The organism is Stenotrophomonas sp. PE591 (assembly GCF_018320795.1).
GTDB classification, from domain to species: domain Bacteria; phylum Pseudomonadota; class Gammaproteobacteria; order Xanthomonadales; family Xanthomonadaceae; genus Stenotrophomonas; species Stenotrophomonas maltophilia.
This window is the reverse complement of sequence record NZ_JAAOKO010000002.1, coordinates 493,633-508,538: the sequence shown is the minus strand read 5'-3', so window position 1 is coordinate 508,538 and position 14,906 is coordinate 493,633. Positions and strand designations below refer to the sequence as shown.

At 67.2% G+C, this 14,906-nt stretch carries 14 protein-coding genes; 3 read left to right on the top strand and 11 right to left on the bottom strand.

The annotated features are described in order from the left end of the window. Positions 1-52: 52 nt before the first annotated feature. From JLDANKMP_RS07600 to JLDANKMP_RS07550, 11 genes are all read right to left on the bottom strand, one after another. Positions 53-1,324, bottom strand: coding sequence for a glutamate-5-semialdehyde dehydrogenase (locus JLDANKMP_RS07600; RefSeq protein WP_099484816.1), 1,272 nt, complete (start codon positions 1,322-1,324; stop codon positions 53-55). Next, complete coding sequence (gene proB, locus JLDANKMP_RS07595; protein ID WP_212560839.1) at positions 1,321-2,478, bottom strand: glutamate 5-kinase; 1,158 nt, start codon at positions 2,476-2,478, stop codon at positions 1,321-1,323. The genes JLDANKMP_RS07600 and proB overlap by 4 nt, the downstream gene beginning before the upstream one ends. A gap of 11 nt (positions 2,479-2,489) precedes the next feature. Further along, complete coding sequence (locus JLDANKMP_RS07590) at positions 2,490-2,753, bottom strand: YciI family protein (protein ID WP_005414003.1); 264 nt, start codon at positions 2,751-2,753, stop codon at positions 2,490-2,492. Beyond that, entirely contained in the window at positions 2,753-4,048 is a 1,296-nt protein-coding gene (argH, locus tag JLDANKMP_RS07585) for an argininosuccinate lyase (protein WP_212560838.1), read from the bottom strand. Before argH ends, JLDANKMP_RS07590 begins: the two co-directional genes overlap by 1 nt. A gap of 20 nt (positions 4,049-4,068) precedes the next feature. Next, on the bottom strand, positions 4,069-5,022 hold the full coding sequence (argC, locus tag JLDANKMP_RS07580) for an N-acetyl-gamma-glutamyl-phosphate reductase (RefSeq protein ID WP_049395390.1): 954 nt from the start codon (positions 5,020-5,022) through the stop codon (positions 4,069-4,071). Further along, complete coding sequence (locus tag JLDANKMP_RS07575) at positions 5,019-5,621, bottom strand: GNAT family protein (RefSeq protein WP_212560837.1); 603 nt, start codon at positions 5,619-5,621, stop codon at positions 5,019-5,021. The genes argC and JLDANKMP_RS07575 overlap by 4 nt, the downstream gene beginning before the upstream one ends. 3 nt (positions 5,622-5,624) lie before the next feature. Continuing rightward, positions 5,625-6,953, bottom strand: coding sequence for an acetylglutamate kinase (locus JLDANKMP_RS07570; RefSeq protein ID WP_212560836.1), 1,329 nt, complete (start codon positions 6,951-6,953; stop codon positions 5,625-5,627). 25 nt (positions 6,954-6,978) lie between these two features. After that, on the bottom strand, positions 6,979-8,067 hold the full coding sequence (locus JLDANKMP_RS07565) for an acetylornithine deacetylase (protein ID WP_212560835.1): 1,089 nt from the start codon (positions 8,065-8,067) through the stop codon (positions 6,979-6,981). Positions 8,068-8,215: 148 nt separating this feature from the next. Further along, entirely contained in the window at positions 8,216-9,409 is a 1,194-nt protein-coding gene (locus tag JLDANKMP_RS07560; protein WP_010486639.1) for an argininosuccinate synthase, read from the bottom strand. A 119-nt stretch (positions 9,410-9,528) separates the two neighbouring features. Beyond that, the gene (locus tag JLDANKMP_RS07555) at positions 9,529-10,539 is read right to left on the bottom strand and encodes an N-acetylornithine carbamoyltransferase (RefSeq protein WP_005410369.1); all 1,011 of its coding nucleotides are present in this window, start codon (positions 10,537-10,539) and stop codon (positions 9,529-9,531) included. Positions 10,540-10,873: 334 nt separating this feature from the next. Then, the gene (locus tag JLDANKMP_RS07550; protein WP_024958440.1) at positions 10,874-11,437 is read right to left on the bottom strand and encodes a hypothetical protein; all 564 of its coding nucleotides are present in this window, start codon (positions 11,435-11,437) and stop codon (positions 10,874-10,876) included. 187 nt (positions 11,438-11,624) lie between these two features. Here JLDANKMP_RS07550 and cysS point away from each other — a divergent pair, with 187 nt between their 5' ends. From cysS to JLDANKMP_RS07535, 3 genes are read left to right on the top strand one after another with little or no spacing between them, the layout of a single operon-like run. Continuing rightward, positions 11,625-13,001, top strand: a complete 1,377-nt coding sequence (gene cysS, locus JLDANKMP_RS07545; RefSeq protein WP_005414013.1) for a cysteine--tRNA ligase — start codon at positions 11,625-11,627, stop codon at positions 12,999-13,001. 54 nt (positions 13,002-13,055) lie between these two features. Then, positions 13,056-13,508, top strand: a complete 453-nt coding sequence (locus JLDANKMP_RS07540) for a SufE family protein (RefSeq protein ID WP_005410372.1) — start codon at positions 13,056-13,058, stop codon at positions 13,506-13,508. Continuing rightward, complete coding sequence (locus JLDANKMP_RS07535) at positions 13,505-14,752, top strand: MFS transporter (protein WP_088435928.1); 1,248 nt, start codon at positions 13,505-13,507, stop codon at positions 14,750-14,752. Before JLDANKMP_RS07540 ends, JLDANKMP_RS07535 begins: the two co-directional genes overlap by 4 nt. The last annotated feature ends 154 nt before the right edge of the window (positions 14,753-14,906 follow it).

The window sequence follows — 14,906 nt, the reverse complement described above, 5'->3', positions numbered from 1 at the left end:
CCTTGGTCGGCACCGGGGTCTACCGCGAAGAGCATTCGCGCATCGCGTGGATCTACTTGCGCGTCTGCCCTTCACCGCGCACGACGAATCGTTCGACGGTGAGTGCTTCCAGGCCCATTGGGCCGTACGCATGCAGGCGCGTGGTGGAAATGCCGATCTCGCTGCCCAGGCCCAGCTGTCCACCGTCGGAGAAGCGCGACGAGGCATTGACCATCACCACCGCCGAGCGCAGTGCGTTGACGAAGCGCTCGGCATGGCCGGCGTCTTCGGTGGCGATCACTTCGGTATGGTCGGAGGTATAGGCACGGATGTGCGCGATGGCCGCCTCGAGGTCATCAACCACGCGCACGGCCAGCACCAGGTCGAGGAACTCGGCAGCGTAGTCGTCTTCGCTGGCGGCGGTGCTGCCCGGCAGCAGCGGCTGCGCGTTCGTGTCGGCGCGCAGCTCCACGCCACGCTCACCGAGCGCCTGCGCCACGCGCGGCAGGAAGGCTTCGGCCACATCACGATGCACCAGCAGGGTCTCCAGCGAGTTGCAGGCCGACGGACGGCTGCACTTGCCGTCCACCAGAAGGTCGATGGCTTTGCCGAGGTCGGCGCTGGCATCCACGAACAGGTGGCAGACACCCTTGTAGTGCTTGATCACCGGCACCCGCGCATGCTCGGCAACGAAGCGGATCAGGCCTTCGCCGCCGCGCGGAATCGCCAGATCGATCAGTTCATGCAGCTGCAGCAGCTCCAGCATTGCTTCGCGGCGCAGGTCGGTCAGCACGGTCACTGCCGCCGCCGGTACGCCATTGGCCTGCAGGGCGCCGGCCAGCGCCTGCGCGATGGCGGTGTTGGAGTGGATCGCTTCGGAACCACCGCGCAGGATCACGCCATTGCCGGCCTTCAGGCACAGCGCAGCCGCTTCGGCGGTCACGTTCGGGCGCGCCTCGTAGATCATCGCGATCACGCCCAGCGGCACGCGCACCTTCTGCACGCGGATGCCGTTTGGACGCACATCGTCGCGGGTGATCTGGCCGACGGGATCGGGCAGCGCGGCGACCTCACGCACGGCTTCGGCCATCGCGAACAGGCGTGCCGGGTCCAGCGCCAGGCGGTCGAGCATGGCACTGCCAATGCCTTTCTCGCGCGCAGCGGCAAGGTCACGCGCATTACCGGCCAGGATCAGCCCGGCATTCACTTCCAGCGCCTGCGCCATTGCCAGCAGCAGCGTGCGGCGCGCCGCACTGTCGAGGCCGGCAACGATCTGGGCCGCGTCACGGCAGGCACGCGCCTGCGCTTCGATTTCGCTCATCGGGGAGTCCTTCAAACCGGTCATGGCAGCACCAGATCGTCGCGATGGACGACACTGCCACCGTAGTTGTAGCCCAGCACGGCCTCGATGTCGCGCGAATGGCGGCCGGCGATCCGGCGCACATCATCGGCCGCGTACTGGCTGACGCCGCGCGCCACGCAGACGCGGCCCTGCGGCGCGTTCCAGCACACCTGCACCATGTCGCCACGGCGGAACATGCCCTCCGCGCCGGTGATGCCGCCGGGCAGCAGCGAGGCGCCCTTCTCGCGCATCGCCTGCGCCGCGCCGGCATCGACCACGATCGCACCCTCGACCAGCGGCGCGTGACGCAGCCAATGCTTGCGGGCCGCCTCACGGCTGCGCGCGGCGTGGATACGGGTACCGAACAGGCGGTCCTGGGCCAGCGCGCGTACCACGTCACCGCTGCGGCCATTGAACAGATAGGTTTCGATGCCGAGACGCCCCGCCTTCGCTGCCGCTTCCAGCTTGGTGCGCATGCCGCCGGTACCGGCGCGCGAGCCGGCGCCGCCGGCCATCGCCAGCACCTCGTCACTCAGTTCCGGCACGTCGTGCAGCGGCCGCGCGTCGGCCACGGTGCGCGGGTCGGCGCTGTACAGTCCGTCGATGTCGGTGGCAATGAACAGCGCATCGGCATCAACCAGCGCGGCCACGGTGGCGGCCAGGTTGTCGTTGTCGCCGAGCTTGAGTTCGTCCACCGACACGGTGTCGTTCTCGTTGACCACCGGCAACGCGCCCAGCCGCAGCAGTTCGTTGAGCGTGGCGCGTGCGTTGAGGTAGCGGCGGCGGTTGCGCAGGTCGTCATGGGTCAGCAGCACCTGCGCCACCGGGCGCTCGAAGAAGCGCTGCCAGAGCCCGATCAGCTGGGCCTGGCCGAGCGCAGCCAGCGCCTGCCGCGCCGCCATCGCCGCGCCAGGCTCATCGGCCCGCGGCAGGATCGCGCGCCCGGCAGCGACCGCGCCGGAAGACACGATCACCACCTCGCGCCCGGCCAGGACATTGGCCGAGACGAACTGCGCCAGGCCCAGCGCATGGCGTGGTGACAGGCCGCCGCCATCGGCTGCCAGCAGGCTGCTGCCGACCTTCAGCACCGCACGCCGCCATGGCGGCAGCGCTTGTTCGGGGAACGGCGAGGCGACGTTGGCAGCGTGCTGGATCATCGGTCAGTGTCTCAGCGGGTGTTCCATTCGTGCACGGTCAGCTCGGAGGCCTGCATCGTCACCAGCGGGTCGGTGGCGACGATGGCCTGCGCCTGCGCCAGGCTGTCCACGTTGCACAGCACATAGGCGCCACCACTGCCGTCGGCGAAACCACCAGTCAGCTGCAGCTTGCCCTGCGCCTGCAACGCATCGAGGAAATCGCGGTGCGGCTGCACCGCTGCATCGTTGAAGTCCGGCCGGCGCATCGCCATCACCAGGTAGACAGTGCCCGCCATCAGGACAGCGCCTGCCAGCGCGCGCGCAGTTCGTCCAGGCGCAGGTCGGCGGCCGAACCCGGCGACACGCGCGCGGCGAGGCTGCCTTCCGGGGTACGCCCCTGCCCTGCACTGTCGGCACCGGCCGCAGCGGCCTTGTAGGCCTCACGGAACGGCACGCCGGCCACGGCCGCTTCCACCGCCACGTCGGTGGCATACATGCCCGAATCGATGGCCGCACGCAGCTTGTCGTCACGCCATTCCAGGTTGGCCAGCAGCGCCGGCAGCAGCTCCAGCGCGGCCAGGCCACGGCCGAAGCCGTGGAAGATGGCGCCCTTGGACGACTGCAGGTCGCGGTGGTAGCCCGACGGCAGCGACAGCAGCTGCTCGATCTCGGTGCGCGCGGCGGCGACGCTGGCGTGGGTCGCACGCATCAGCTCGATCACGTCCGGGTTGCGCTTGTTGGGCATGATCGAACTGCCGGTGGTGTACTGCGCCGGCAGCGCGACGAAGCCGAACTCGGCGCTGGTGAACAGCGACAGGTCCCAGGCGATGCGGCGCAGGTCCAGCGTGGCACCACCGAGCGCTTCCAGTGCGGCCAGCTCGAATTTGCCGCGCGACAGCTGTGCGTAGATCGGCGAGACCTGCATGCGCGCGAAACCGAGCGCGGCCGTGGTGTGTTCGCGGTCCAGCGGCAGGTTCACGCCGTAGCCGGCAGCCGTGCCCAGCGGATTGGCATCGACCAGCGCATGGGTGTCACGCGCGCGGATGGCGTTGTCGATGAAGGCCTCGGCCCAGCCCGCCCACCACATGCCGGCCGAGGACACTACGGCGCGCTGGATGTGGGTGTAGCCGGGAATCGGCAGGTCCCCCTCGGCCTGTGCGCGGTCCAGCGCGACCTTGGCCACTTCGGCGCTGAGCTGTGCCACGCGCTGCAGCTTCTCCTTCAGCCACAGGCGGGTGGCGACCAGGATCTGGTCGTTGCGGCTGCGGCCGGTGTGGATCTTGCGGCCGGCATCGCCGAGGCGTTCGGTCAGGCGCGCTTCGATCGCCGAGTGGCCATCCTCATACTGGGTATCGAGCACGAAGCGGCCTTCGCGGAAGTCCTGCGCCAGCACCTCCAGTTCGCGCAGCAGGCCGTCCAGCTCGTCGGCACTGAGGATGCCGATGTGCTGCAGGCCTTGTGCATGTGCGGCGCTGGCGGCGATGTCATGCAGGAAGAACTCGCGGTCGAGGATCACGTCGTCGCCGGCGAGGAAGGTCTGGATCTGGGCGTCGACAGCGACGCCGGGCTTCTGCCAAAGAAGGTCTGCCATGGGGGCTCCGGAAGGCGTGTTCAGTGCGGGATGGACATCAGTTCGTCGATGCCCAGCGCGAGGTTGAGGTTCTGCATGGCCTGGGTGGCCGCGCCCTTGAGCAGGTTGTCCAGGGTCGCCACCACGACGACCCGCTTGCCGCCCGGGGCCAGGGTGAAGCCACCGACCTGGGCACCGTGTCGGCCGGCGATGCGACTGACCCACGGCGCGTCATCCACCACGTCGATCAGGGGTTCGCCGGCATAGGCCTGCTGGAAGCGCTCGACGATCTGTTCGCGGGTCTGCACGCGGTTCAGCCACAGGTTGGCGGTAAGCGTGATGCCCCGGAAATGCGGCGCGACATGTGGCATGAATTCAACAGCCACGCCCAGCTGCACCGACACCTCCCGCTCGTGCACGTGGTTGGTCAGCGCGTAGGGCATCAGGTTGTCGGCCAGCAGTTCGACATTGTTCTTGTCCGACGGCGTGGTACCGGCGCCGGAGTAGCCGGAGACACCGAAGCACTGCGGCGGACCGGCCAGCAGGTCCAGCAGCGGATGCACCGCCAGCTGCATCGCCGTGGCATAGCAGCCCGGGTTGCTGATGTGCTTCTGGCCGTTGTAGCGGCCGCGGGTCAGCTCCGGCAGGCCGTAGTACCAGCTGTTGTCGAAGCGATAGTCGGCCGAGAGATCGACGATGACGGTGTCCGGCTTCGCCGCTTCCAGCGCAGCCACGAACGGTGCGGCCAGGCCATTGGGCAGGGCCAGGATCACTGCGTCCACACCCTTGGCCGCCACCGCGTCGGCGTCCAGGTTCTCGTACTGCAGATCGCCCTGGAATTCCGGGTGATGGTCAGACAGGCGCTGCCCGGCGCGCTCGCGCGAGGAGACGAAAGCCAGTTCCAGCCGCGGATGGGCGGCCACCAGCTTGATCAGCTCGGCGCCGGTATGACCGCGGGCACCGACGATGCCAAGGGTAAAGGTCGAATCGTTCATGCGTGGCTGTCCAGGCGGTACTGCAGGTGGCGCTTCACGCCCTGCCATTCCGCATCGATGATGGAGAAGATGACGGTGTCGCGCGGCGTGCCGTCGGCATGCCGCTTGTGATTGCGCAGCACGCCGTCCTGCTTGGCGCCGAGACGGGCGATGGCAGTGCGCGAGGTGGCGTTGAACCAGCTGGTTTCCAGCACCACGCTGATGCAGCCCAGCGTTTCGAAGGCGTGCTGCAGCAGCAACAGCTTGGCTTCGGTGTTGGCGCCGGTACGCTGCACGCGCGGCGCATACCAGGTGTAGCCGAGGCTGAGTTTCGGCACACCGGCATCCATGTCATAGAAACGGGTACTGCCGACGATTCCGCCAGCCGCATCACGGATCACGAACGGCAGCACCTTGCCTTCGCTCTGCGCCTGCAGCGCGGCCCGCACATAGGTCTCGGCCTGTTCCGGCGACGGCACCTGGGTGTACCAGAGCTGGTCCAGGCCGCTGCCTTCAAGCGCATCGCGCAGGCCGGGCACGTGTTCCATCTGCAGCGGCTGCAGGGTTACGTGCTGGCCGCGCAGGGTGGGAACCGTGTTCCAGACATCGAGGTTGCTCATTGCTCAGCCCTGCAGGCTCGGGGTGCGCTGCGCGCAATGATCGACATAGGTCTTGATCCGGTCGATGCCATCGGCACCAAACCAGAATACCTTCCAGTGGTCCTGCTTGTAGCAGCCGTCGGATTCGGCGTAGTAGAAGTGATTGATCGGGTTGCCATGGCGCGAGCGCCAGAACAGCTGCGGCGTCTCTTCCAGCATCACGTTCCAGACCGCACGGCCCAGGCCCTCGCCCTGCGCGTCGTCGAGCACGGCGAACTTGTCCAGGTACACGCCCTCTGCCTCGTCGGTGAGGATGACCGCGGTGCGGTAGTTCTCGCTGACGTAGGCGCGCAACAGCTTGGTCTTCTCGAAATAGTCCGGCACCAGCGCGCGGCCGAAGCTGGATTCGATCAGGCCCTTCAGGCGCGGCAGGTCCAGTTCGTTCCAGGCAGTGGCGCGCAGCACCTTCTCACCCTTGCGCACCAGCGTGCCCGAACCCTTGTGGGTGAACAGTTCCTTGGCCAGGTCGGCCGGGCGCGTGATCGACACCGACGATTCCAGCGGCAGGCGGTCGAGCAGATCCTTGATCTGTTCGATCTTCACCTTCATGCCGCCGTGGATCCACGGCTGCGCGATCAGGTGGTCGTACTCGGTGGACAGGTTGATCGAATCGATCACGTTGCCCGTCTCGTCCAGCAGGCCGCCCGTGCCGGTCAGGAAGATGATCTTGTACGGCTGCAGTTCCTGCACCAGCTCGTTGGCGGCGAAGTCGGCGTTGACGTTGAGGATCTGGCCGCCGGCGGTCTCGCCCAGGCTGGTGATGACCGGGATCGAGCCAGCGCGCAGGCTGGCCTCGATCGGTGCCAGGTTGACCTTCTTCACCTCGCCGACCAGGCCGTAGGTATCCACGTCCAGGTACTCGGCTTCGAACACGCCGCCGGTGATCGAGGTGGCGCGCGCGCCGTTCTGCTGCAGCGCCTCGACCAGCCGCAGGTTGGACTGCTGGAACACCCGGCGCACGATCGCCAGCGCTTCCGGCGAGGTCACGCGCAGGCCGTTCACGGTCTGCTTCTCGATGCCGGCGGCCGACAGTTCGGCATCCAGCTGCGGGCCGGCGCCGTGCAGCACGATCGGGGTCAGCCCGACTTCCTGCAGGAACGACAGCGAAGAGGTCAGCGCGTCGAGGTCGTCGCGCAACACCGCGCCGCCGACCTTGACCACGGCGAAGCGCTTGGCATCCAGCTGCGAGAAGCGCTTGAGGTACTGGCTGATCTCCTTCGCGCTGGCCATGCTGGAAAGCAGGCGCACGATGGTCTGGCGGGTCTGGCGATGGGGCTGGAGGGCAGGAGACATTTCGGTTTCGTCGGAAAGGGAAGAATCAGGCGCCGGCGGCGATGATGCGGTGCACGGCGTCGGTGTAGCGCTGCAGCTGCTCCAGCGTCACGAACTCATCGGCGGTGTGGGCCTGGGCGATGTCACCCGGGCCGAACACCAGCGTGGTGTAACCACCGGCCGAGAACAGCGAGGCCTCGGTCCAGAAGTCCACCGCGTTGCCGATCGGCAGTTCCAGCGCATCGGCCACGTCACGTGCCAGCAGGCGGCGGTTCTCGGCTTCGGCGATGTCGCCGGCCGGCAGGCTGGGGCCACGGAAGGTTTCGGTGAATACCGCCGCTTCCGGCTCGGCGAAACCGGCGAAGGTGGCCAGCAACGCGTCGATGTTCATCGACGGCAGCGGCCGGAAGCCGAAGCGCACTTCGGCAACGGGCGCGATCATGTTGGCCTTGATCCCGCCTTCGACGCGGCCGATGTTGAAGCGCAGGCCCGTCAGCCCACCGAAGCGCGCCGATGCCAGCGATTCCACATGGTCCAGCGCGCGGTTGCCCCAGCGCATCGCCTGGTGCAGCGCGCTGGCAGCCGCATCCTGCTTGCCCGAGGCGTGCCCTGCACGACCGGCGAACTGCATCAGCACCGAGCTGATGCCGCGATGCGCCAGCACCGCTTCGCTCATGGTCGGCTCGGCCACCAGCACCGCTTCGTACGGAATGCCGCGGGCCAGGAACGCGGCGATGCAGCGCGGATCGTTGGCTTCTTCATCGCTGGAGAACAGGAACGCGGCATCACCATCGCTGGCATTGGCAGCAGCCACCAGTGCAGCGGCCGCGCCCTTGATATCACAAACGCCCAGGCCGACCACGCGGTCGTCCAGGCGCCGCATCACATGCGGGTCGGCACTCCAGTGGGGCGAGTCCGGCACCGTATCCAGGTGCACGTTGAACAGGTACTTCGGCGTACCACGCACGGCGTACAGGCTGACCGCGCCCGCGCCATGGTCGATCACCTCGACGTTGAAGCCGGGCAGGTTCGCGCGCAGGTAATCGAAGATGCCACCGGTGGTGATCGCACGCGGCGGGTTGCGGGTGTCGAAAGACACCAGGGCCTGCAGGTGATCGAGCGTCTGTTCAAGCATGAAACAAAGATCCTGTGGAATTCCGCCGGGCATGGCCCGGCGCTACCGTGATGCGTCTGGTGGAGAGCCCCCTTCTTGTTGAAGGGGGCGCGCCAACGGCGCAGGGTTAAGGTGGAATGCGCGGGAGACGCGCGCGCAATTCAATCGCTCAGCGATTGACTTGCGCGTAAAGCGTCGAGCTCATCCCGAACAGCTTGATGAAGCCTTCGGCCTCTTCCACGCCCCAGTCGGCCGACTGCGCGTAGGTGGCACCCTTGGTGTTGAGCAGGTGCGGCGACTTCACCGCCACTGCATCGACGCGGCCACCGCGGGTTTCCAGCACCACTTCACCGTTCACCTTGGCCTGCGAGGACTTCAGGAAGGCTTCGATGTCGGTCTTCAGCGGATCGTGGTAGAAGCCTTCGTACACCAGCTCCACCCACTTGCGCGCCACGTCCGGCTTGAAGCGGTTCTGCTGCTTGGTCAGCACCGCATCTTCCAGCGCGCGGTGTGCGGCCAGCAGCGAAACCAGGCCCGGGGCCTCGAACACGATGCGGCCCTTCAGGCCGATCACGGTGTCGCCGGTGTACACGCCGCGACCGACACCATACGGGGCGAACAGCTTGTTGAGCTGGGCCAGGATCTGGTCGCCCGGCAGCGCCTTGCCGTTCAGTTCAACGGCTTCGCCTTCAACGAACTTCAGGGTGACGGTCAGCGCCTGTTCCGGCCACTCGCTGCGCGGTGCGCACCAGCCACGGGCGCCCTCGCCCGGGGCTTCCCAACGGTCGATCTCGCCGCCGGACATGGTCAGGCCCAGCAGGTTCTCGTTGATGGTGTAGGCCTGCTGCTTGGCGCGCACGCCGAAGCCGCGCTCTTCCAGGTACTTCTGCTCGTAGGCGCGGGTCTGGGTGTGTTCCTTCTGGATCTCGCGGATCGGCGCGATGATCTGGTAGTCACCCAGCGCCTTCACGGCCAGGTCGAAGCGGACCTGGTCGTTGCCCATGCCGGTGCAGCCGTGGGCGATGATGTTGGTGCCCAGTTCGGCGGCACGCTTCAGCGCGGCATCGACGATCAGGTAGCGGTCCGAGACCAGCAGCGGGTACTGGCCCTGGTAGCCTTCGCCGGCCCACACGAACGGCTTGACGAAGCCTTCCCAGATGGCCGGGCCACCGTTGACGGTGACGTGGCTGGCCACGCCCAGTTCGGCGGCGCGCTTTTCGATGAAATCGCGCTCTTCATCATCCACGCCGCCGGTGTCGGCGAACACGGTGTGCACGTTGTAGCCGCGCTCCTGCAGGTACGGCACGCAGAAGCTGGTATCCAGGCCGCCGGAGAAGGCGAGAACGACGTCTTTGTTGCTCATGGGAGTCAGGTCCACTTGGGGGATGGGAATTCGGTAGAGCCGACTGTTGGTCGGCTGGAATGTTGGATGCGCCGCTGCGGGAGCAGCCGACCAACGGTCGGCTCTACCCCTTGTTCGATCTAGCGCCCGGCAACCGCCGCCATGATCGCCTTCTGCACGTGCAGGCGGTTCTCGGCTTCGTTGATGGCGATGCACTGCGGCGAATCCATCACCGCGTCGGTGGCCTTCACGTTCCGGCGCAGCGGCAGGCAGTGGCTGAACACACCGTTGTTGGTCAGTGCCATCTTCCGCTCGTCCACGATGAAGTGCTTGAACTGGTCGCGGATCGGCTTCTCCGGCTCCCAGTTGCCGAAGAACGGCAACGCGCCCCAGCTCTTGGCGTAGACCACGTCGGCGCCGGCGTAGGCGCTGTCGATGTCATGGCTGATCTTCAGCGAACCGCCGCTCTCGGCCACGTTCTGCTCGGCCCAGCCCATGTAGCGATCGTCGAGGATGTAGTCGGCGGTCGGGCACAGCAGGGTCACGTCCATGCCCATGCGGGTGGCGATGGTCAGTGCCGAGTTGGCCACGGCGGTGTTCAGCGGCTTGGGGTGGTAGGTCCAGGTCAGCACATACTTCTTGCCACGCAGGTCCTGGGTGCCGAAGTGCTCCTGCAGGGCCATGACGTGGGCCAGCTCCTGGCACGGGTGGGTGATGGTCTCCATGTTGATGACCGGCACCGGCGAATACTTGGCGAAGCTGTTGAGGACGATGTCCTGGCGATCGTAGGCCCAGTCGATGAACTTGGGGAACGCACGCACGGCGATGATGTCGCAGTAACGCCCCAGCACCTTGGCCACTTCCGCAATGTGCTCCTCGGTATCGCCGTCCATCACCGTGCCGAGGTTGAACTCGATCGGCCACGCATCCTTGCCCGGCTGCAGCACTACCGCGTGGGCGCCGAGCTGGAACGCGCCCAGTTCGAAGCTGGTGCGGGTGCGCATGGAAGGGTTGAAGAACACCAGCGCGATCGACTTGCCCTTGAGCTGGTCGCCGAGCTTGTTGCGCTTGAACAGCGCGGCCTGGGTCAGCAGCGCGTCAAGATCGCTGCGGCTCCAGTCCTGGGTGTTCAGGAAGTGCTTGGGGGACATCATCTTTCCTTGCGTGGCGGCGCCGGGTTCGACGCGGTGGAAGGGAAAAGCAGGAAGCAAAGGTGGATCGAAAAGGTTGCAGTTGCAGCTTTCAGCACATGCATTTTTGAAGCGCGGAAACGAAAAAACCCAGCCGGCGGGCTGGGTTTTTTTCGGACGAACAGCAGAAAGCTCCGGTTACCCAGCGAGGATGTGGGGTTCCGGTCGACGCGCACGCGAGGTCATGCCCGACGCCTGTCGGGCTGCGCTGCTGTCGTGCTGGAAGTCGGTGAGCTTCATGGCCGCCAATCTTTGCATGCGGCCGGGGCCGACGCAAGGGGCCGGGGTCGCAGAATCAGGGATTACCGGCGGCGCCCTGCTCGGGGCCGACCCAGGGGGTGATCGAAACCCGGATCTTCAGCCGGTTGCCGGGGTCTTCCGGCAGGCGCGACCGGTACTTGGTGCCCTTGTAGACGTAATCCACGTCATAGGCGATCGGCCGGCGGAATTCACGCCCGACCGGCACGATGCGGCAGTCGCGGGTCAGCATCGGGCCGTTGTTGGCCGGTGCCGGGGCAGGCGTCTCGGCGGCGGTCTCCTCGGAGACCTCTTCATCGCTGCGCTTGAACATCGAGCGCACCGAGTCCCAGAAGCGGCTGATCCGGCCCTTGTCCTCGACCGGCTCTTCACCGGTGACGTTGACCGGGGCCAGGGTGCGGGTCGAGATCGGCTCGCAATGCTCCTCGGTGCGGGTCGCGCGCAGGGTCTGGAACACCGGCTCGACGTTCAGCACCTGCGCATAGTCGAACTTCACGTTCTCGACGATCACCACCCGGTTGCGCGGCTCGGCCTCCTGCGCCTGGGCCACGGCGGCCGTCGCCGACAGGCAGGCCAGGGTCAGCAACGCGGTGGATTTCAGTGGCGACGGGAGCAAGGACACGGCAATAGTGTAGGCAGTGACGAGCGCAAGGGGCTGAACATTACCCGTCCACGCCGCTCCTGCCCACCCCACCTTGGGTGGAGCCGGCGTCCACCGGTGGCAATCGGCGCCCCAAAGCGGGCCGACACGTTCTAAAATCACAGGCTTGTCCCCCAGCCACAGCCCCATGACCCTGCGCCTGCACAACAACCTGACTCGCCAGCTCGAACCGTTCACCCCGCTCGATCCGGCCTGTCCGACCCTGTATGTGTGCGGCCCCACGGTCTACAACTACGTGCACATCGGCAACGCCCGTGGCCCGGTGGTGTTCGGGGTGCTGGCCGATCTGCTGCGGCGCCGTTTCGGTGGCCTGCGCTACGCGCGCAACATCACCGACGTGGACGACAAGATCAACACCGCTGCGCGCGAGCAGGGGGTGCCGATCAGCACCATCACCGACAGGTTCGCCGCCGCCTACCGTGAAGACATGGCCGCGCTGGGCGTGGTGCCGCCGGACATCGAGCCGGAAGTGACTGCGCACATGCCGCAGATCATCACCATGATCGAGCAGCTGATCGCCAATGGTCATGCCTATGCCGCCGAAGGCCACGTGCTGTTCGCGGTGGCCAGCTTCGACGGCTACGGCAAGCTCTCGCGACGCGATCCGGAAGAGATGCTGGCCGGCGCCCGCGTCGATGTCGCCCCCTACAAGCGTGATCCGGGCGATTTCGTGCTGTGGAAGCCGTCCAGCGACGACCTGCCCGGCTGGGAATCGCCCTGGGGCCGCGGCCGCCCGGGCTGGCACATCGAATGCTCGGCGATGGCGGCCGCCCATCTGGGCGAGACCATCGACATCCATGCCGGCGGTGTCGACCTGCAGTTCCCGCACCACGAGAACGAGATCGCGCAGAGCGAATGCGCGCATGGCGGCAGGATCTTTGCCCGCTACTGGCTGCACAACGGCATGCTCAACTTCGGCGGCGCCAAGATGAGCAAGTCGCTGGGCAACATCGAGCGCGTACACGACCTGGTGCGCCAGCATCCGCCGGAAGCGCTGCGTCTGGCCCTGCTGTCGGCCCATTACCGGCAGCCGCTGGACTGGTCCGATGGCCTGATCGAGCAGTCGGTGCGCACCCTGGACCGCCTGTACGGCACGCTGCGCGAGCTGGCGTCGATCGAAGCCAGCGCGGTGATCCCGGCCAGCGTCGAGGCGACCCTGGATGACGACCTGAACACCCCGCAGGCGCTGGCCGAAGTGGCCCGCATCGCCGCCGATGCACGCCGCGCCACCGACCCGGCCGAACAGGCACGACTGAAGGGCGAGCTGCTCGGCGCCGGCCTGGCGCTGGGCCTGCTGCAGGCCGATCCGGCGCAGTGGTTCGGTACCGCTGCGGGCGACGGCGGCGACGATGCCCGCATCCAGGGCCTGATCGACGAGCGTGCTGCGGCCAAGAAGGCGCGTGATTTCGCCCGTTCCGATGCCATCCGCGACCAGCTGGCCGCCGAAGGCATCGTGCTGGAAGACACCCCGCAGGGAGTGCGCTGGTCGCGCAAGCGCGGCTGACCTGCCCTGCCCCGTGGCCGGCCCGCCGGCCACGCCCCCACTGTAGAGACTGTTGTGACCGACTCCCCGTTCCCGCTTGAACCTACCGCCGCCGAGGCCCAGACCGCCATCGCCGAGGAATTCGGCTTCTTCGGCGACTGGTCCGAGCGCTACCAGTACCTGATCGACCTCGGCCGCAAGCTGCCCGCCTTCCCGGACGAATGGAAGACCGAAGAGCACCGCCTGCTCGGCTGCCAGTCGATGGTCTGGATCGTGCCGGAAGGCAACGCGCAGTCGCTGCGCTTCCATGCCATCAGTGATTCGGCCATCGTTTCCGGCCTGATCTTCCTGGCCCTGCGCGTGTACTCCGGGCGCTCGGCACAGGAAATCCTGGATACCGAGCCCAGCTACATCCAGGACATCGGCCTGGCCCGTCACCTTTCCCCCACCCGCAGCAACGGCGTGGCGGCGATGCTGGCCTTCATCCGCGAGACCGCGCAGGCCCAGCTGCAGCGCGACCCGTCGTGAGCGAGCCTGCCACAGCCGAAGACACCGCGCTGGGCCTGCTGTCCCGGCCCGGTTTCGCCAAGCTGCTGGCCTACCGCATCTTCGCGATGCTGTCCTACCAGGTGGTGGCGGTCACCGTCGGCTGGCACATCTACGAAGTCACCCGCAATCCGTTCTCGCTGGGCCTGGTCGGCCTGGCCGAGGTGCTGCCGTTCTTCTGCGTGGCGCCGTTCGCCGGCTATCTGGTCGACCACCTGCCGCGCCGCCGGCTGGGCATGGTCGCCTGTTCCGGGCTGATCGCCACGGCGCTGGTGCTGACCGGCGTTGCGACGGGTTGGCTGCCGTTCGAAGGCGTGTGGCCCATCTATGCGGCCATCGCCCTGACCGGCATGGTCCGTGCGTTTCTTTCGCCCATCTACAACGCGCTGTTCGCCCGCGTGCTGGCCCGCGACCAGTTCGCGCGTGGCGCCGGACTGGGTGCCGTGGTGTTCCAGGCCGGCATGGTGGCCGGCCCGGCGCTGGGCGGCGTGCTGGTCGGCTTCGGCGGCAAGGGCCTGTCCTACGCGGTGGCTACGGCCTTTGCGCTGGTGGCGATGGCCTGCCTGGCCACGCTGAAAGTGGAGGAGCCGGTGCACACCGGTCCAGCCGCGCCGATCTTCAAGAGCATCGCCGAAGGCGCGCGATTCGTGGTCGGCAACCGGATCATGGTCGGCGCGATGGCGCTGGACATGTTCTCGGTGCTGCTGGGCGGCGTGGTGGCGATGCTGCCGGCCTTCCTGCACGAAATCCTGCACCACGGCCCCGAAGGCCTGGGCATCCTGCGCGCGATGCCGGCGCTCGGTTCGGTGTGCGTGGGCCTGTGGCTGGCCCGCCACCCGCTGCACCGCAATGCCGGCCGCGTGTTGCTGTTCGCGGTGGGCGGGTTCGGCCTGTGCGTGATCGGCTTCGGGCTGTCGCAGCACTTCTGGCTGTCGGCGCTGATCCTGCTGTTCTATGGGGCCTTCGATGGCGTCTCGGTGGTGATCCGCTCGACCATCCTGCAGCTGGCCACGCCGGAAGAAATGCGCGGACGGGTGTCGTCGATCAACGGCATCTTCATCAGTTCGTCCAACGAGCTGGGCGCGTTCTATGCCGGCACGATGGCCCGTCTGCTGGGGCTGGTGCCTGCAGTGGTGCTGGGTGGGTTTGCGGTGCTGAGCGTGGCCGGGATCACCGCGTGGAAGAACCCGACGCTGCGGAAGTTGAATCTTCGCGACCTGCAGTGAGCCTGCGAACAGCGGATTCGGCGGCGCCGGGCGTTTGGCTGGCCACGTCACTTTCCCTCGATGAATGGGTTTGTCACTTTCTTTGCGCGCGCAAAGAAAGTAACCAAAGAAACGCGCCGCCATCCGCGAGCCGGCGCTGCGCGCCGGTGCCCTG

Bases quoted from the DNA above. Each gene is read 5' to 3' on its own strand.
- argC (WP_049395390.1), bottom strand. From the start codon at position 5,022: ATGAACGATTCGACCTTTACCCTTGGCATCGTCGGTGCCCGCGGTCAT.
- JLDANKMP_RS07560 (WP_010486639.1), bottom strand. From the start codon at position 9,409: ATGAGCAACAAAGACGTCGTTCTCGCCTTCTCCGGCGGCCTGGATACC.
- JLDANKMP_RS07600 (WP_099484816.1), bottom strand. From the start codon at position 1,324: ATGACCGGTTTGAAGGACTCCCCGATGAGCGAAATCGAAGCGCAGGCG.
- JLDANKMP_RS07565 (WP_212560835.1), bottom strand. From the start codon at position 8,067: ATGCTTGAACAGACGCTCGATCACCTGCAGGCCCTGGTGTCTTTCGAC.
- JLDANKMP_RS07570 (WP_212560836.1), bottom strand. From the start codon at position 6,953: ATGTCTCCTGCCCTCCAGCCCCATCGCCAGACCCGCCAGACCATCGTG.
- JLDANKMP_RS07555 (WP_005410369.1), bottom strand. From the start codon at position 10,539: ATGTCCCCCAAGCACTTCCTGAACACCCAGGACTGGAGCCGCAGCGAT.
- JLDANKMP_RS07590 (WP_005414003.1), bottom strand. From the start codon at position 2,753: ATGGCGGGCACTGTCTACCTGGTGATGGCGATGCGCCGGCCGGACTTC.
- proB (WP_212560839.1), bottom strand. From the start codon at position 2,478: ATGATCCAGCACGCTGCCAACGTCGCCTCGCCGTTCCCCGAACAAGCG.
- JLDANKMP_RS07575 (WP_212560837.1), bottom strand. From the start codon at position 5,621: ATGAGCAACCTCGATGTCTGGAACACGGTTCCCACCCTGCGCGGCCAG.
- argH (WP_212560838.1), bottom strand. From the start codon at position 4,048: ATGGCAGACCTTCTTTGGCAGAAGCCCGGCGTCGCTGTCGACGCCCAG.
- cysS (WP_005414013.1), top strand. From the start codon at position 11,625: ATGACCCTGCGCCTGCACAACAACCTGACTCGCCAGCTCGAACCGTTC.